The organism is Embleya scabrispora DSM 41855 (genome assembly GCF_000372745.1).
Taxonomy (GTDB): domain Bacteria; phylum Actinomycetota; class Actinomycetes; order Streptomycetales; family Streptomycetaceae; genus Embleya; species Embleya scabrispora.
On the sequence record NZ_KB889674.1, the window covers coordinates 97615 to 115578 of the forward strand.

Here is a 17964-nt window from a genome sequence, read left to right on the forward strand (position 1 = left end):
CACGAGTCGCGGCGACCCGGGCGCCCGCATGGGTTGCCGCGACCTCCCGAAACGCCCTCGACGAGGTCCAGCCATGACGAAAAGCCCACCTCTCGACCTCCCGGGCCCCGCGCTCGCCGTCGAGAACATCCACAAGGACTTCGCCGGAGTCCACGCACTGCGCGGCATCACGCTGGACTTCCCCCGCGGCACCGTCACCGCGCTCATGGGGGAGAACGGCGCCGGCAAGTCGACCCTCATCAGAATCATCAATGGCGACCATCGCCCCGGCGACGGCCGTGTCCTGGTCGCCGGCACACCACGCGAACTGCACAGCCCCGCCGACGCACGCAGGCACGGAATCCGGGTGATCGCGCAGGAGCCCGAGATCGTCCCGCACGTCAGCGTGGCCGAGAACGTCTACATCGGCGCCCTGCCGCGCAAGGCGGGCCGCGTGCTCGACCGCAGCGCGCTGTACCGACGCATGCGCTCCGACCTCGAACGCCTGGGGTTCGCACACGCCATCGCCCCCGAGGCGCTCGGTTCCCAACTCTCGCCCGCGCAGCGCCAACTCGTGGAGATCCTGCGCGCCCTCACCACCGAGGCCGCCGTCCTGGCCTTCGACGAACCGACCTCGTCGCTGTCCGAACACGAGGTGGAAGCGCTCTTCGACCTCATCCGGCGACTCCGCGACCAAGGTCTGGCCATCATCTACGTCTCGCACCGCATGCAGGAGATCTTCCGCCTCGCCGACCGCATCGCGGTGCTGCGCGACGGAGAGCTCGCCGGCGTACGCGACGCCTCGCAGGCCGACGAGGGCGAGGTCGTGCGACTGATGGTCGGCCGCGACCTGTCGACGCTGTTCGCGCGCGGGCGCAGCGCCGGCGACCGCGTCGTCCTCGACGTACGCGACCTCACCACCGAACACGTGTCGAACGTGTGTCTCGAGGTACACGAGGGCGAGGTCGTCGCCCTGGCCGGCCTGGTCGGCGCCGGGCGATCCGAACTGGCCGCCGCCCTCGTGGGAGACCTGCCGATCCGCTCCGGCGAGGTACGCGTGGAGGGCCGGCCGCTTCGGCTGCGCATCCCCCGGGACGCCGTTCGGGCGGGCATCGGCTACGCGCCCGAGGAACGCAAGGCCCAGGCGTTGTTCATGACCGGCTCGGTCCGTCACAACATCAGCGTCGCCGTCCTCGACCGCCTGCGTCGCTTTCGATTCGTCAGCTCGCGTCGCGAACGACGCCTCGCGCACGAGTTCGTCGACCGACTCGAAGTACGCACCCCGTCCATCGACCACGAGGTGCGCAAGCTGTCCGGCGGCAACCAGCAAAAGGTCGTCCTGGCTCGCTGGCTCGCCCGTCGACCCAAGATCCTGATCCTGGACGAACCCACCCGCGGCATCGACATCGGCGCCAAGGCGGAAATCTACCGTCTCGTAGACGAGTTGGCGGGGGCCGGTGTCGCCATCCTCGTCATCTCCTCCGAACTGCCCGAGGTGCTCGGTCTCGCGGATCGGATCGTCGTGATGCAAAACGGCAGGATCACCGGCGAACTCGACCGCGCGGACGCCGACGAGGAGGGCATCCTCGCCCTCGCCATGGCATACGACCTCGCCGAACCGACCCAGGGGAACCCGTCATGACCACCACGACCAACGCGCCGCCACCGATGCCCGCCACCACCTCCGGAGCCCACGCCCGGGCGTTGCCCCGCCGCGTCGCCACGGCCGTCGGCGCGCAGAACACCAGCCTGATCGGCGCGCTCATCGTCGTGGTCGGCACCTTCGCCTGGCTCGACGACGGCTATCTCACCACCGCCAACATGACCGTGATCGGCGACACGGTCGCGGTGACCGGCCTCCTCGCGGTCGTACAGACCGTCGTCATCATCTGCGGCGCGCTCGACATCTCCGTCGGCTCGCAAGCGGGCATCGCGTCCGTCGTCAGCGCCATGGCGTTCACCTCGACCGACGGCAACGCGGCCCTGGGCATCCTCGCCGCAATCGGCGTCGGCATCGCGGCGGGCGTGGTCAACGGCGTCGTCATCGTGTACGGGCGGGTCAACCCCGTCATCGCCACGCTGGCCACCCTCGCCGCGTACAAGGGTGTCGCCCAACTGCTGGCGGGCGGGCGCGCACAGGGCTACGTGCTCGGCGACGACTTCTTCATCTTCGTGGCACGTGGCAAGATCCTCGGACTGTCCGTCCAGATCTGGACGTTGTTCGTGGTCGCCGTCGCCGTACACATCCTGCTCAAGTACACCGACATCGGCCGCAACATATACGCCATCGGTGGCAACGACACCGCGGCCCGCCTCGCCGGTATCAACATCAACAAGTACCTCGTAGCCGTGTACGCCCTCGCCGGCGTCGTGGCGGCGATCGCCGGAGTCATCCTGACCGCGCGCACCGGCTCCGGTCAGCCGACCTCCGGCAGCGAAGGTCTGGAACTCAAGGCCATCACCGCGGCCGCACTCGGCGGCTGCGCCCTCAAGGGCGGCAAGGGCGGCATCGGCGGCACGCTCCTCGCCGTCTTCCTGCTCGGCGCCCTCGAAAACGGCCTCAACGTCGTCGGCGTCAACTCCTTCTGGCAAAACGTCGCCCAGGGGGCGCTCCTCGTCGTCGCCGTCGTCATCCAACAACGGCGCAACGGGGAACGCGCCGTCGGACTGCCCACATAGGCAGCGGCGTTCACGATCGAGGAGCACCGGACACGACCGACTCGGCGCCCGCCTCGCGCCTCGGCGACCTGAGCAGCCCCGAGCAGCCCTGAGCAGCCCTGAGCAGCCTCAGCAACCCGACATATATCAACATCCCAACATCACCGAGCACTTGCAGCAAGTGACATGAATTGCTGCGATTTGCTCCCTTGACACACCCACTGTCGCAACGGTGGGATGTTACTTCCCGTTGAAATACGTTCGAACATGATGATTTCACGGGTCCGGAAGTACCCATCGCACCACTCTGCACCTGCGCTCTCTCGAACCCACGAGCTCTGGAGCCGTCCGTGCATAAGGTACGAACCACCCTCGCCCGCCGCCTTGCGGCCACTCTCACCGCGCTGCCCCTCCTGATCCCGACGGTGGGCACCGCCGCACTGGCCGGCGCGTCCGTCGCCGCCGCCCCGTCGGCCGCCGCGGCGCCCGACGGCCAGGCCGCGCTCCCCCCGATGGGCTTCAACAACTGGAACTCGACCCACTGCCGGGCCGATTTCAACGAGGCGATGATCAAGGGGATCGCCGACCTCTTCGTGTCGAAGGGGCTCAAGGACGCCGGCTACCAGTACGTCAATCTCGACGACTGCTGGGCCTTACCGAACCGGGATGCCTCGGGCAATCTGGTCGCCGACCCGGTCCGCTTCCCACACGGCATCAAGGCCGTCGCGGACTATGTGCACGGCAAGGGTCTCAAGTTCGGCATCTACACCAGCGCCGGCACCAAGACCTGTAACACCGCCGGATTCCCCGGCGGCCTCGGCCACGAGCGGCAGGACGCGAACCTGTTCGCCTCCTTCGGCGTCGACTACCTCAAATACGACAACTGCAACAACCAGGGCGTGGACGCCAGGAAACGCTACACCGACATGGCGAACGCCCTGCGCGACACCGGCCGCCCCATCGTCTTCTCCCTCTGCGATTGGGGCGAGAGCAAGGCCTGGGAGTGGGCGGCCCCGATCGGTCACCTGTGGCGCACCACGGGCGACATCGGGGACAACTGGTTCTCGATGATCGGCATCGCACACCGGAACCAATCGCTCGCCGCGTACGCCGGTCCCGGCCACTGGAACGACCCGGACATGCTGGAGGTCGGCAACGGCGGTATGACCGCCACCGAGTACCGCACCCACTTCACTCTCTGGTCGATGATGTCCGCGCCACTGTTGATCGGGACCGATCTGCGCACGGCGAGCGCCGACACCTTCGGGATCCTCTCCAATGCCGATGTGATCGCCGTCGACCAGGACCCCCTGGGCAAGCAGGGCACGGTGGTCGTGAACAGCGGAGGTCTGGTGGTCATGGTCAAGGAGTTGGCGAACGGAGACCGGGCCGTCTCGCTGACCAACGAGACCGGGACCACCGCCACCGTCTCCACCACCACGGACGCCCTGGGCATCGCCAACCGCGGCCCCTACCGGCTGAAAGACCTGTGGACCAAGGCCGTCTCCACGAACACGACCGGCACGATCAGTACCTCCGTACCCTCCCACGCGACCGTCGCCTACCGGATCACGCCCGGTCCGCTCCCACTGCCCCCCGCCGGCACGTCCCACCTGTCCGACGTCCCCTGGACGGGCATGGTCAACGGCTGGGGACCGGTGGAGAAGGACCGGAGCAACGGTGAGCGAGCGGCCTCCGACGGCAGGGCCCTGACGATCAACGGCGCCGTGTACGCCAAGGGCCTCGGCGCGCACGCCGCCGGCAGGATCACCTACCACCTCGATGCCCGGTGCACCGGCCTGACGGTGGACGTGGGCGTCGACGACGAGAGCGCCGCCATCGGGGCGGTCACCTTCCAGATCTACCGGGACACCACGAAGGTGGCGGACAGCGGCGTGATGACCACGTCGGACGCCTCCAGGAGACTCACCGCCGACCTGACCGGAGGCCGGACGCTGACCCTCGTGGTGACCGACGGCGGCAACGGCATCGACCACGATCACGCCGATTGGGCGAGCCCCAGGCTCACCTGCAACTGACCGCCCCGGGTGGGTACGCACCGCGATGGATGCGCACCCACCCCCTCGGCGTCGTCACCGTACGCGACTCCATGCCGACGCAAAACACCAACCGACGGGAGGCCCTCACACCATCGCCGAATCCACGATGCCGCGGCCCCGGACGGCCACGGCCGCGTTGAGTTGGTCGTGTTCCACACATCGAAGGCGATCAGCACCGAGCCGAAGGACGCGCGGGCCAACACACGATGCCGATTCCGTGCTCACAGGCGGGTGGCGAAGATGCGCCCGAAGGCACGGATCACGGCGTCGGCCAGGTGGATTTCGAAGGATGCGGTCGTGTGGGCGGTGAACTCGTCGAGGTGCAGATCAGGAAACGACTCGCTCAACCGCATCGCGAAGTCGACGTGGTCGGACCAGGCCGTGTCCAACTCGAAACGAAACGCCTCGGCGCATGCGACGCGCCACCGCGTCCGCTCACTCGCGTACCGGTCCGCGTAGCGGTGGGCGAGCGAGTCCACCGTGGCCGAGTGCGCGAGGACACGGTCGGTACGGCCCAGGCCCCGCACTGTCAGGTCGAGCAATCCGGCGAGATCGGACGGCGACCCGCCCTCGGACGAGACAGTCGCCCGCACAGCCCAATACCGCTCCGCCAGTTCGGCCAGTACGTCCCACCGGCGCAACTGCACCGCCCCGTGGGCCGCGACCAGTTCCATGAGCTCGCCGTACCGAGCGTCGACGTCCCGGAATTCCATCGGGCGCAGGTCCACGACGTGCAGTCCGAAGATCGCTTCGAGAACGGCGCCGTAGGACACCGTCGATCGGCAACCCCCGCGAATGGACGCGTACTTGCGGAGATGCGCGCGAACGTTCGCTGCTTCGAGAACCTTGCGACGCTCCCACACCGGCAGACCCTCGCGAGCGGCCAGCGCTTGGTGCAGTCCGGCCTCGTAGTACGAGCCCACCGGAAGCCGCCCCTCGGCGATCGGTGCGATCCGCCCTTCGGCGACCTCGTAGTCGATGCCGATCTCGAAGCACTCGTGCGCGCGCACCGACAGCTCCGCGTCGATCGCCAAGTCCATCCGCTCCACCGGCGAACTGCGCTGGGTGATCCCGAAGTGGTCCCACAATCCGGCCAGTGCCTCGGACGTCAGCCGGGCCCGGACAAGCTCCTCGTCGATCGTGTAGTCGATGTCCTCGTCGAGCGTTCGCACCCACCGGGCAAGCGCCGCGTACCGGCCCGGATTCGACGTCGCGGGTCCGGTGATCCGAATATCCGAGTCGCCGCTCTTGACCAGGACCGTGTCGATCTCTTCCACGAATGCGACATGTCGATCATCGAGGAAGCGACCGTCGGTGAGCGGTTCCATCGTCAGCGCGTCCATGACCAAGGTGTCGTACGCGCCGTAGACGACCTCCGCCGCGTATCGACGCCGCCGCCCTTCCGGTACGGACTCCATCAGGTCGACCCGGTCCCATGGTTCGACGTAAGCGCACCCGATCCCCACGAAGTCGAAGTATTCCCGCGCGACCTCGTAACAGAGCGCGGCCCGCTCGGCGTCCCTGGCGAGAACATGCACGCGATACCCTGCGGCGACATGAACGTGGATCGGCACGATCGACGCGAACTCGAAGTCCAGACCGGGATGCGCTTCGGTCCGATCCAGCAACGGCCCGTCGAGCATGGCCGCCACGCCGGCCACGAAGTCCGCGTCGAAGGCCCGGCTCGTGCTACGAGACAAAGCCTCGATTGCCGTCGCAACGAAGGCCGCCGGCTCGTCATGACGGCTTCCGGCGCCGGCCGCCCACGGATTCGACGCCAACCGCTCGCGTAATTCGGCGTCGGTTACCCCGACCAGCGCCGACCTCGCCCGCTCGACGATCGAGGGATCCATGTCCCTCACGCGGATTCGATCTACTGCCATGGTCTCTCCGCCTCACCAAGGACCCCGTCGTCCTCGACCGCGTGGGCCGCAGGCCCGGCGTCTCCGGCATGGTAACCGGCCGACCCGAGCATCCGCTCGAATCGGCCGGTGACCGAAGTCGTTTCGGTGCGGAGGTCGCCTGGTCCGGATCGCCATGATCCCGGTTGCGTCGAAAACGAAGCCGAATCGCTCCCCGAGCGCGGCCGACGCACCACTCGCACTCCGATGGACGGCTTTGACTTCGGGGTCGGAATATCGGCGTGCGAATGCGGGCCCGCCACGTGGCAAAGGATCGTTGCGGTGCGTTCGTAACGCATTCGACCCCGGACGGTTACGCCCCGAACAATTCGCTCGACAATCGGTTCACACGCGTGCGTCGCGACCTCGTTCGGGTCGCGAAATCCCAGGCCGACGGCAGGTCTCACCACGTGTGGTCGGCCGGTTCGCCGCGGTCACCGCCCCGGCGATATCCGTCGTGCTCGTACTCCACCCCGGACCGCCACGCAGCCCACCATGTGATTTTTTTCGTACCCGAAGCCCCTTCTATTTCTCCTGCATACCGATGTCCGCAGCGTAGTATTCGCGGGAAATTCCGTTCCCGTGGGGGGGTCGGTCATTCTCGCGACCCGTTTTCCGGACGGACACTCAAGACATGGGGGCAATATGGAGCATTTCTCAGTATCATCCGCCGATGATTCCGAAACCGAAATAACCGACGCTCCTGTCGATGTCGCGTCAGTCGTGTCCTTCTCCGCCGAAGAGGACATATACGCACCCGACGGATTCATGCAGATCGCGGCCCACCCCGACGACGACCTGTACTTCATGGATCCCGAGATGATCGAGGGGATCCGGGCCGGCGTGGCGTCGACGTCGGTCTTCCTCACGGCCGGCGAGATCCAGGACCCGCTGCACACGCGCCAACTCGGGCTGATGGCCGCGCACGCGGAAGCGGCGCAGGTGACCACGCCGACCTGGACCGGGACGGCATTGGGGGTGCCGACGTCCCTGGTCGAGGTGTTCACCCTGGACCAGCGCCCCAACGTCCGGCTGGTCTTCATGAACCTCCCCGACGGTACGTCTTTGCCCGGCCTCGCCGCGGGCACCTCCAGCGCCCAGACCGTCAACCCGCAATCCGCGACCACCGGCGTCAACACGACCTATACGTACACGCGGGCCCAACTCCTCACCGCGCTCGTGACGTTGTTCGACCACTTCCGTCCCGGCGCGCTGCGGATCCTCGACGCGCTTCCGGACCCGCGCTACGCGAGCGACCATCTCGATCACACCTCGGCCGCGAAGCTCGCGAACGACGCCGTCGCCCAGTACCAGACCTCGACGGGTCGTCGCATCCTGGTCACTTCGTACCGCGGATACAACACCGGGAACTCCCCCGACGACATATCCGCCTCGGAGCAGGCGGCCAAGACGGCCGTGTTGCTCAGCTACACGAATATCGCCACCCACGGCGCGACCACGTCGGGGTGGGGGAAACCGCAGTACGTGCGCTGGGCCCGAGGCAGTCGTTGGGTGGGACGGAACGCGGACAACACGCTTCAGGCGTTCGCCGTGGTCGGGACGCAGGTGCTGTTCTGGCGTCAGGCGACCGACGGCACCTGGGGCAGCGCGCAGAGCCTGCCCTCGCCCGGTGGACCGCTGGCTCCGGGGCTGTCCGTCGCGAACAATCCGGACGGGCGGCTCCAAGTGGTCGGCCGGCGGCTGGACAACCATCAGATCACCACAATCCACCAAACCTCCGTCAACGGCGCCTTCGCGACGTCGTGGTCCAACTTCGGCAATCCCAATGACATCGCGGCGCCGGCCAACAAGCCTCGCATCGGCACTCCGATCCTGGTCCGCAACCAGGACGGTCTGCTCCAGATCTTCGTCAAGAACGGTGGCGGTGGGGTCAGCACCGTGGTGCAGACGAACCCGGTCTCCGGCGCCTGGAACCTGACCTGGGCGGACCTGGGCGGCAGCGGCCTGCAGGACGAACTCGCCGCCGTGGTGGGCTACGCGGGCCGGATCGAGTTGTTCGGATACGCGCTGGACAACTATCGCAACGGTCTGCTGTGCGCGTGGTACCAATCGGCGGTCAAGACCGTGGCCAACTACACGTCGCCATTGGTGGCGAGCAACGTCGCGAGCGGTCCGACCCCGGTGCGCAACGCCGACGGTCGGATCCAGGTCTTCTACCGCGAGGACGCCACCGCCAACGTCGCGGTACTCACCCAGTCGTCCGCGGGCGGACCTTGGTCGACCGGCCCCACCAACCTGGGCGGCGACGGCGGTACTCGGGAGATCGGCGCGATCACGGCACTGTCGGACGGCCGAATCCTGCTCTACGCCCGGAACGCCTCCGGCGGCGTCAGTGTCTGTTGGCAAACCGCTCCCAACGCGGGCTTCGGCAGCTGGACCGCGCTGGCAGGCACCACCGTCGACACGCCGGCGGCCGGCTACGGTCCCGACGGCCGCATCGTGCTCTTCCGGTTCGGTACGGACGCCAACCTCTACGCCGCCGCGCAGACCACGAGCACGCCGGGTGCCCCCTTCGCCGGTTGGCAGTCGCTCGGCTGATCCTCGACCCGATCAGCCGGGCCGGGCCCGGCGGGAGCCGTTGCGTCGCAGCCTCGCGATGCAGCGGCTCCCGCCGAGCCGGCCCCTGCGACTTGGCGCTCGCGCGCTCCACGAGGCGTCGGTACTCCGGGTTGTCGGTGCCGCCGTAGTCGAGGCCCTCCGGTGGCCTGGGGCCGGAGAAGAAGGTGGCGTTCCGGTCGGGCAGGGCAACCGAGACGGGCGACCACGCGATGTCCCACTCGCCGGCGCCGAGGCATCGTGATCGAAAGCTGCTTGCCGTTCCGGCTCCAGTGCCCGTGGCGGCCCAGATCGTGCGCCGGAGCGTTTGCGAGCGCGTCCACTCCCCGTTCCCGCAGCGCGGCGAACCGCCGCGAGACGCGCACAGATCGTGATCAATCGGCGACGTAGCGCCACCCGCTCCGCCCGTCACGGCTTCGCCGGCGTTCGCGAGAGGCGCAAAACGGTCGATTCATGCTGCACTGGATTCATGGACGTGCGTGTCGTCGTCAACGACACCGGTCCGTCGCCGAACGCGGAACCGTCCTCGGCCGCGTACTCACGCCGCCCACCGGCGCCTCGAACCCCACCCACCTCCACCCCGCACCCCGCCCGCCGACACCGATCGCGTACGTGCGAGCAACCGGCGAACCCCGGCCGAGGCACATACCCGAGGCGCACACCGACAACAAGGAACCGAACAACGGCAAAGCAGCACACCGGCACCCGTCCGCGCCGACCGGGAACGATGCGAAAGGTCGCACCATGGACACCCTCGACGAGCGAGTCGACATCGCCCGCGCCCTGCTGTCCGCCGGGATCACCCCGGCCGACCTCGAACTGTCGCCCGACCTGGCCGCGGCGCCGGAAGGCCCCGTCCTCGCCGCCGACCTCGGGATCGTCTTCCCCGACGGCCTCGCACCCGTCCCACAGCCCTTCGACGTCGAACCGTCCCCCGACGCCGCGCTGCCTCGTGCCGATGTCGTCGTGATCACTTGGACCGTCGCCGAACAGAACGCCCTCGCCGACGTGTTCACCCAAGGCTTCGGGCGGCTGCGCTGGTATCGGTACACCCGCCGCTTCGAGGAGCACTACCGGCCGCTGATCAGAAACGGAGCGCCCTCGCTCGCCGCCCGCCCGCCCCGCCTGGGCTCGTACTTCCCCGTCAGGCTCGGCGACCTGAACGTGCTGTGCGTGAAGTCCGAACTCCACCTCAACCAGGACGGTCGCAAGACCGGCGAAGGCACCGCCACCCTGCCCGTCCGGGACTTCTTCGAGCAGATCATCGAGGAGGTGCGGCCGCGAATGATCGCCACCATCGGCACCTCGGGCAGCGTCTTCGGCGACTTCCCCCTGGGCGACGTGGTGGTCACGCGCGCGGCGAAGTTCCGCTGCCAAAAGGAGTTTCGCAACGAGGACTTCAACGGCAAAACGTTCAAGTGCGACCGGACCCTCCCGCTCGGCCGGATCGACGACGCACAAAAGCTCATGCGCGGCTTCGCCGACCGGCTCACCGAACCACCGCTCGGCCCGCCGTCCACCCGTTTCCCCTTCGTCGGGCCGCTGCTCCGGCCGCCCGCCAACGAGCCGACCGTCCGCATCGAGCAGGGCGCGCGGGACATGCCCGAGTTCCACCCGATCCTGACCACCGACTACTTCGAGTACGGCACGTCCACGAACGGCCTGGAACACGAGGGAGCGGCCGTCGAGATGGGCGACGCGGCGCTCGGTCTGGCCTGCGCGGGCCTGACCGACGCGGGCTCGGATCACGTGCCCGACTGGGTGGTGGTCCGCAACATGTCCGACCCCCAGATCAACGGCGAACTCCCCACTCGCGAATTCCGCCTCAACCAGCAGACCATGTGGGCGGTGTCCTACTACGAGTCGTACGGCTACTGGACCAGCGTCTGCGGTGCACTCGCCACATGGGGCCTGCTCGCGGGACTCTCCGAGGCGGGCATCGACGATGCCTGACCCGCCGGCCGCCACCCGACTTCCCATCGAGGTCGAGCTGCTGTTCGAGCTCATGCCGTGCAACGCGTTGCGCACCTCGCAGTACGCCGGGCCCGGAGCCCATCCGTGCGCGTACTTCCGTTCGTGGGGTACTTACCATGCCTACGACTACGACGCCGACGAGCCGCCGGCGAACGCCTCGATCGTGCGGCCCTCGCACTACACCGGCCGCATGACCCCGCTGCCGGAACCGTTGTCCGGCTGCCGCAAGGCCCCGATCCTCGCCGTCGGCATCAACCCGAACCTCCCGGGTTGGTGGCCCGACAGCCACGGCTCGCTCACCCCCGACTTCGATTCCGTGCGCCAATACGCGCACTACTTCCGCCACCGAGGGGTATTCAAGCCCGAGTTGCCCGACGACGCGTATCGCGCCTTCGGCGGCGGCCCCGACGACGATCCCCTGGCCGGGCTTCCGCTCACCGTTCCCCGGGACGGGCGGGGCCACCGCGAGATCGCGGTCCGCGAGCAGCCGCAGCGCATGTACCTCGCCTACCAGCAACTCCTGGACGCCCTCGGCGCGGAACTGGGCCTCGACCGGGGCGCGCTCACCGTCGGCGAGGACCTCTCGTACGGCAACATGGTCGCCTGCGCCTCGGCCAAGTGGACCACCCGACCCGACCCGCACGACCCTGCCCTGCCGCCGATGACCGAGGACCAGCGCGTCGGGATCGTCGGCGAGTGCTTCCGTACCCGCCGCCACCTGCTGCGGCAGATGTTCCAGTCGCTGCCGGCCGTGATCCTCGTGCTCGGACAGAGCACGGCCAACGCGTTCACCGGCGAACTCGGCGACCGCCTGGCACCCGTACCCGCCCCGGATACGCCCATGGCGCAGCTGATGGCGACCGAGGTCCGGCTCACCTACGGCACCCTCGACGACGGCGGGGAGCTCGACGCCCGGGTGCTGTTCGCCCCGCATCCCACCGGGCACCCCGACGACTACGCGCAGGCCCGGCCGCTGCTGGTCGAACAACTCCTGCACGAGGCCCGCTCCGGCCGGCTGGGTCACGACGAACGCGTCGGGCACCTGGCGCGCCCGCGCGGTTCGTGCTCCTTCTGCCCCGTGCTCGACATCGGCCCGTGCCCGTACGCCGACGTGCTCACGCCGCTCCCGGGGGGCGGCCCCGCCCTGCTCGCCGACGGATCGGCGCCGGTCGGGGCGGACAAGCGCACCCAACTGCGGCTGCTCGACGGCATCACCGAACGGGCCGCACCCGTCGCCGAGGTCTGGGCACACACCGACGACCGGGAGGACTGACGCCGAACCGCCCCATCTGCGCCATCATCCTGCGAAAGCGAGAGCACGATGTCCGGCAGAGCCGATCCCGAGGGAGCGCTCGACACGCGGTACCGCATCGCCGTCTACTTCGACACCGACCGAGAGGCCGAGCGCATCGAGGCGATCCTCGGAGACGGAACGCACCGCTACCTGGGGGTCGTCCTCGCCGAGACCTCCGCGGAGCGAATCACCCGACTTCGCGCGGCCGGTTGCGTCGTCGACGTCCGCGCCGACCTCACGGCCGAACGCGCCGCCCGCAGCGAGACCGCAACGGACGAGGTTCCCGGTAGTGCCGGTCCGCAAAGCATGCTGCCTCCACCCGGCGCCGGCGCGGCGGGCACGGGCACCACCGACCGAGTCGCCCCCGCCCCGGAGTTCGTGGCCGACCTCACCGAACGCGCCGTGGGCGCAGGCGAACAGGGCGCGGCCGACCAGGAGACCGCGGTACCGCTTCCGGTCCCGTCGGACGAGCCGCGGTACAACACCTACCTGGTCCGTCTGCGCGGACCGCTGGACCAGGCCCGCCGCGCCGCCTTCGCCCAAATCGGAGCCCGCGTCGTCGAGTTCCAACCGCCCGGTACGTACCACCTCCGCCTCACCCGCGAGCAACGCGACCTGGTCGCCGACCTGCCGTGGGTGATCGCGGTACGTCCCTGGGGGCTCGCCGACTCGGTCACGCACGCGCTCGGCGACGCGCTCGACCAGGACGCCCAACGTGCCGCCGGTCCGCAACTCGCCGCCGACGAGGGCGCCGTCGCGCCGGACCCGTACCTGGACACCTTCGACGTCCTCGTGCACGACCCCCTCGACCTCGCCACGCTCCGCCCCGCCCTCGACGCCACGCCCGGCGTCGAGGTGCTCGCCGCCGTGGACGTCATGCTGCGCTTTCGCACCGACCTGACCGGGGACCGGCGGCGCGACCTGCTCGCCGTCATCGCCGCCCGGGAGGAAACCCGTCGGGTCGGCCCCTATCGGCCGCCTCTGCTCTATGCCGACCATGCCCGCCGGCTCGTCGGCGTGGACCGCATCGGACCGCGAGCCGAAGCCGGTGCGCCGGCGGCCCAGGTGCCCTGGACCGGGGCAGGCGAGATCGTCGGCGTGTTCGACAGCGGCGTCGACGGCACCCATCCCGACCTCGTCGACCGCATCCTCGTGACCGAATCCCTGGTCGGCGGCGACGCGTTCGACGTCTGCGGCCACGGCACCCACGTAGCCGGCATCGTCGCCGGAACCGGCGCGGCAAGCGGTGGCCTGATCACCGGTGTCGCGCCCGGCGCCCGGTTGGCCGTCTTCCGCGTCTTCGACGAGGACAACCGCCTGCACGTGGGCCCCAGCCTGGGCCCGATGCTCACCCGTGCCGTAGACGCGGGAGCGCACATCATCAACCTCAGCTGGGGCAACCCGTTGTCGGGCACCTACGACCAATACTCGCTCGCGGTGGACAAGTTCGTCGCCGAGCATCCCGACGTGCTCGTGATCATCGCGGCCGGCAACAGCGGCGTCGCCCCCAAGGGGACCCACGAGTTCAACACCTGCGGCACCCCCGCCACCGCCAAGAACGCGCTCACCGTCGGCGCCTGCGACACCGACCGCGACAACGACGGCCTCGCCGATCTGACCTGGGACCGCTTCCGTCAGCCCCAGTTCCCGCTGCCGCCGGCCGGCGTCGAGCACGTATGCGGCAACCCGGACCTGCCTGCCGCGATCAGCAGCCGAGGCCCCAGCGACTACGGCAGTGTCGTACCGCATCTGCTCGCCCCGGGCACCTTCGTGCTCTCGGCCCGCAGTAGCAGCGCACAGATGGACCCGCGGCTGCCCTGGCGCGAATGCCCCGACCACGACGGGCACTACATGTACATCGGCGGCACCAGCATGGCCGCTCCCGTCGTCGCCGGCACCGCCGCCGTGCTCCGGCAATACCTGCGCGAGGTGCACGGACTCGCGGCACCCTCAGCCGCGCTCATGAAGGCCGTCCTCATCGCCGCGACACGCCGCCTGCCCTCGCTGCGCGCGCCGCACACCGTCCAGGATCTCGGCTACCCCGACTTCGACCAGGGTTTCGGGCGGCTGGACCTGAGCACCGTCCTGCCCACCCCCGATGCGCCGGCGGATCGCCGGCTCGTGTGGGTCGACCTGTCGGACGCCGATCCCGACGCGCTCGAAGCGTTCGCCGACCCGGAGGGTACCCGGCACGGCAGTCGCGCCTACCGCCTCACGGTGCCGGATGGCCTCCACACCGACGACCTGCGTGTCGTCCTGGCCTGGACCGACCGCCCCGGCAGCGCCGTGCAGAACAACCTCGACCTCGCGGTGACCACACCCGACGGCACCATCCGCGTGGGCAACCAGGAGCACACCTACAACAAGGTCCCCGGCTTCGACCGCAGCGCCGTGGCGCAACTCACCGGTCTCCCGCTCGACCGCGCCAACACGGTCGAAGCCGTCCGAATCGGCAACCCGGTGCCCGGCACCTACACGATCAAGGTATTCGCGCAGAACACGCCTTTCCCGGCACAGGGTTACGCGATGTGCGCCACCGGGCCGATAGACGAACAGGGATTGACGACGCCGTGAGGATCGCCGCGGTCGGCGAACGAGGACGTCCTCGATCACTTCGAGGGTCCGCCCGGCGTCGCCCCGGCCGAACGGGGAACGGCCGGGGCGATCGGGCCGCCGTCGGTCTCCTTCAGCGCTGCGACGAATCCAACGCGATCGGCTCAGGGGTGACGCGTGGGCCGTCCTCGTGAAAGCAGCCATTCCCGACGTGGCCCGCGCGGCGCCACACGCGCGGGCCCGCCCCTCCCGGACCGCACCCGATGTCGGCCGTCCGGGTCAGGCCACGCCCAGGACCTCCCGCGCGGCGCGCTCGCCCTCGGTCGCGCCGCCTTCCATGAAGCCCTGGAAGTCGTAGGACGTGTGCTCGCCGGAGATGTGCACGTTGCCCTGCCGGGTTCCCTCGTAGCCGGCGTAGCGGTGCAGGTAGCCGACCGGCCAGTACGAGTAGGCGCCCCACGAGTACGGGTTGTTGGTCCACGACGACAGCTGGGCCTTGCCGGTCCACTGGGCCTTCGTGCCGGGGAAGAGGTTGTCGATCTGCCCCAGGTAGGTGTTCGCCAGGTTCGCGACGTAGGCGTCCTGTTCGGCGGTGTTGAACGGGCCGGCCGGGTGGAGACCGGAGGCCAGGGCACCGCCGCCGTACTGGATCAGCACGCCCTTGGTGCCCGGTTGGCCCTTGGTGGTGTCCCAGGTCTGTTGGAACGGCAGGTCGGCGAACGAGTCCCCGGCCGCCACGCCCGGCCAGGGCCCGAGACCGTTGCCACTCACCCCCAACCAGGTGCGCTTGGTGAACTGCATGTTGAGTTTGGAGACGTGGCCCATGCGCGAGTCGCGGAGCAGGTTCGTCATCATCGGGTCGAAGCCGGCCCGGGTCGAGTCGAGGCCCTTCAGGATCGGCAGCGGCACGGCCAGGATCGTATGGTCGGCCGTCACCGTCGTCGTCGTACCGTTGGCGTCGAAGGTGAGGGTCTGGGTGCCGTCACTGTTCGCCCGCACGGCGACCAGCTTGTGTCCCATCCGCACCGTGCCGGACGGCAGTGCCGCCGCGATCGCCAGTGGTACCTGGTCGTTGCCGCCGACCACGTGATAGCGCTCGTTGGAACCGCCCCAGATGTTGAAGTGTCCCGGGTTGGACTGCCAGCCGAGCATGCTGACGGCGGCGTAGGCGGACTGGTCGACCGTCTCCGCGCCGTACTCGACGGTGTAGGCCACGTCGAGGAACTGCCCGAGCTTGGACGAGGAGCCGCCCGGGGTCCGGGAGTTGATCCAGTCCCGCAGGTTCGTGTTCGAGATCGCGGTGCCGGTGGCGGTGGTCCGGTTCCACTTGACGTCGCCGCATTCCTGGTAGTCCCGGCGGACCGCCTGGTACATCGCCCTGAAGTCGTCGTCGGCCTGCGAACGCGGGTAGTAGGCGTTGTCGAACCACAGGGTCTCGGTGGCGCCGTTCGGCCCGGAGCCGGCGAAGTCCACGGTGGCCAGCCCGAACCGGCGGCACAGTTCGAGCATCTTCTTGTGCCCGGTGTCGATCAGTTCGCCACCGACCTCCGAGGTCTGGCCGCCGCCCCAGTAGGTCTTCTGCGAGTACATCCGGCCGCCGACACGAGTGGGGTTCGCCTCGTACACGGTGGACTTCACCCCGGCGTCGGCCAGGGTCAGCGCCGCCGTCAGTCCGGCGATGCCGGCGCCGACGATGACCACCCGGCCCGGGTCCACCGGAGGTCTCGCGCCCGTCTCGGCGGCGATCGCCGGTCGGGACAACCCGGCGCCGGCCAGGCCCAGGCCGATGCCCACGACTCCGGCGCGCTTGATCAACGTACGCCGGCTCGGGCCGGTGGGGTCGGCGGTGGCCTCGTCGCGGATGTCCCGATACTCCCCGACCGGCATGCACAGGGCCGCGGCGGTGCGGTGGTCGGCGGCCGTGCGCCGCAGCGCGGCCATGGCAGGGGTGCGACTCATGGTGATGCTCCTTGGAAAGCGGCCGATTCCCGGCCGGGAGGGAATGTGCGCACGACAAAGCCCCGGGTGGTACGCAGAACCAGGAAGGAAGTACGTAGTGCCCGGGGCCCGAGGCAAAGATCAGCGCTCGGCCGCGTCCTCCAGGACCATGCGGCCCATCTGCTCGTAGCGTGCGGGGCGCTTGTTCTTCATGTAGAGCGCCAGGGCGATGCCCGCGACGAAGAAGCCGCCGACGATGTACGGGATGAGCTTGAACAGCAGGGTGTCCGCCGCCGCGCCCGCTGCCGTGTCCATGTTGTAGACGAGCAGTCCGACCACGGCGCTCATCGCGACGCCGCCGATGACCGGCGCGGTGAGGGTGGTGAACCAGTTGCGGGTCTCGGGGTGCTTGCCTTGGACGTGGAAGTAGCCGACGACCGAGAAGGAGCACAGCGTCTGCACGATCAGGATCGCCATCGTGCCGAGCAGCGCCAGCAGGCCGTAGAGGTGCACCGACGGGTCCATGTCCGCCATGAGGAAGAAGCTCACCAGGACGATGGCGATGACCGACTGGGTGAAGGACGCGACGTAGGGGGAACCGTGCTTCGGGTGCGTCCTGCCGAGCGCGGGGTGGATGAACCCCTCCCGGCCGATGGCGTAGAGGTAGCGCGACGCGCACTGGTGGAAGGCCATCGCACAGGCGAAGGAACCGGTGACGACCAGCCACTGGAAGATCTTGACCGAGGTGTCGCCGAAGTGGTCGCCCAGTGGCCCGAAGAACAGGGTGCCCTCGGAGGCGGCGTCGGCCAGATGGGATTTGCCGGCGGCGGAGACCATCATCCAGGAGACGAAGATGTAGAAGAGGCCGACACCGACCACCGAGATCAGGGTGGCTCGCGGCACGACCTTCTTGGGGTCGCGGGACTCCTCCCCATACATCGCCGTCGATTCGAAGCCGACCCAGGACCAGAAGGCGAAGAACAGTCCCAGGCCCGCCGCGCCCATGCTGCCGTTGACGCCGTCGAAGGCC

10 protein-coding genes are annotated in these 17964 nt (G+C 69.1%); 7 read left to right on the top strand and 3 right to left on the bottom strand.

Annotated features, from left to right (window positions below; translation table 11 throughout):
• Positions 1-73: 73 nt before the first annotated feature.
• From A3IC_RS0125265 to A3IC_RS0125275, 3 genes are all read left to right on the top strand, one after another.
• On the top strand, positions 74-1621 hold the full coding sequence (locus tag A3IC_RS0125265; protein ID WP_020552851.1) for a sugar ABC transporter ATP-binding protein: 1548 nt from the start codon (positions 74-76) through the stop codon (positions 1619-1621).
• On the top strand, positions 1618-2658 hold the full coding sequence (locus A3IC_RS0125270) for an ABC transporter permease (protein ID WP_020552852.1): 1041 nt from the start codon (positions 1618-1620) through the stop codon (positions 2656-2658). Before A3IC_RS0125265 ends, A3IC_RS0125270 begins: the two co-directional genes overlap by 4 nt.
• Before the next feature lie 329 nt (positions 2659-2987).
• Complete coding sequence (locus tag A3IC_RS0125275) at positions 2988-4676, top strand: NPCBM/NEW2 domain-containing protein (RefSeq protein ID WP_020552853.1); 1689 nt, start codon at positions 2988-2990, stop codon at positions 4674-4676.
• A 242-nt stretch (positions 4677-4918) separates the two neighbouring features.
• Here the strand turns inward: A3IC_RS0125275 and A3IC_RS0125280 are convergent, their stop codons facing one another.
• Positions 4919-6580: a preprotein translocase subunit SecA gene (locus tag A3IC_RS0125280; protein ID WP_079026661.1), complete on the bottom strand. Its 1662-nt coding sequence runs from the start codon at positions 6578-6580 to the stop codon at positions 4919-4921.
• A 741-nt stretch (positions 6581-7321) separates the two neighbouring features.
• Between A3IC_RS0125280 and A3IC_RS0125285 the strand changes: the two genes are divergently transcribed.
• The 4 genes from A3IC_RS0125285 (at position 7322) to A3IC_RS0125300 (ending at position 15017) form a co-directional block, all read left to right on the top strand.
• Positions 7322-9157: a DUF8189 domain-containing protein gene (locus A3IC_RS0125285; RefSeq protein ID WP_020552855.1), complete on the top strand. Its 1836-nt coding sequence runs from the start codon at positions 7322-7324 to the stop codon at positions 9155-9157.
• A 762-nt stretch (positions 9158-9919) separates the two neighbouring features.
• Positions 9920-11128 carry a hypothetical protein gene (locus A3IC_RS0125290; protein ID WP_158696100.1) on the top strand — a complete coding sequence of 403 codons (1209 nt, stop codon included), beginning with the start codon at positions 9920-9922 and terminating at the stop codon, positions 11126-11128.
• Positions 11121-12422 (top strand): hypothetical protein, encoded by a 1302-nt coding sequence (locus A3IC_RS0125295; RefSeq protein ID WP_026218720.1) that lies wholly within the window; start codon positions 11121-11123, stop codon positions 12420-12422. Before A3IC_RS0125290 ends, A3IC_RS0125295 begins: the two co-directional genes overlap by 8 nt.
• 48 nt (positions 12423-12470) lie before the next feature.
• On the top strand, positions 12471-15017 hold the full coding sequence (locus A3IC_RS0125300) for a S8 family serine peptidase (protein ID WP_020552856.1): 2547 nt from the start codon (positions 12471-12473) through the stop codon (positions 15015-15017).
• Positions 15018-15275: 258 nt separating this feature from the next.
• On the opposite strand, the gene A3IC_RS0125305 is transcribed toward A3IC_RS0125300, so the two are convergent.
• Both A3IC_RS0125305 and A3IC_RS0125310 read right to left on the bottom strand, forming a co-directional pair.
• A complete protein-coding gene (locus tag A3IC_RS0125305; protein ID WP_106669003.1) occupies positions 15276-16955 on the bottom strand; it encodes a flavin monoamine oxidase family protein in 1680 nt (559 codons plus the stop codon).
• 120 nt (positions 16956-17075) lie between these two features.
• Positions 17076-17964, bottom strand: an 889-nt coding sequence (locus A3IC_RS0125310; RefSeq protein ID WP_020552858.1) for an APC family permease, incomplete at its 5' end; no start/stop codon positions are given.

What these genes read in the sequence shown, in the direction of transcription:
- A3IC_RS0125265 (WP_020552851.1), top strand. Translation starts at nt 74, where the DNA reads ATGACGAAAAGCCCACCTCTCGACCTCCCGGGCCCCGCGCTCGCCGTC.
- A3IC_RS0125270 (WP_020552852.1), top strand. Translation starts at nt 1,618, where the DNA reads ATGACCACCACGACCAACGCGCCGCCACCGATGCCCGCCACCACCTCC.
- A3IC_RS0125280 (WP_079026661.1), bottom strand. Translation starts at nt 6,580, where the DNA reads ATGGCAGTAGATCGAATCCGCGTGAGGGACATGGATCCCTCGATCGTC.
- A3IC_RS0125290 (WP_158696100.1), top strand. Translation starts at nt 9,920, where the DNA reads ATGGACACCCTCGACGAGCGAGTCGACATCGCCCGCGCCCTGCTGTCC.
- A3IC_RS0125295 (WP_026218720.1), top strand. Translation starts at nt 11,121, where the DNA reads ATGCCTGACCCGCCGGCCGCCACCCGACTTCCCATCGAGGTCGAGCTG.
- A3IC_RS0125300 (WP_020552856.1), top strand. Translation starts at nt 12,471, where the DNA reads ATGTCCGGCAGAGCCGATCCCGAGGGAGCGCTCGACACGCGGTACCGC.
- A3IC_RS0125305 (WP_106669003.1), bottom strand. Translation starts at nt 16,955, where the DNA reads ATGAGTCGCACCCCTGCCATGGCCGCGCTGCGGCGCACGGCCGCCGAC.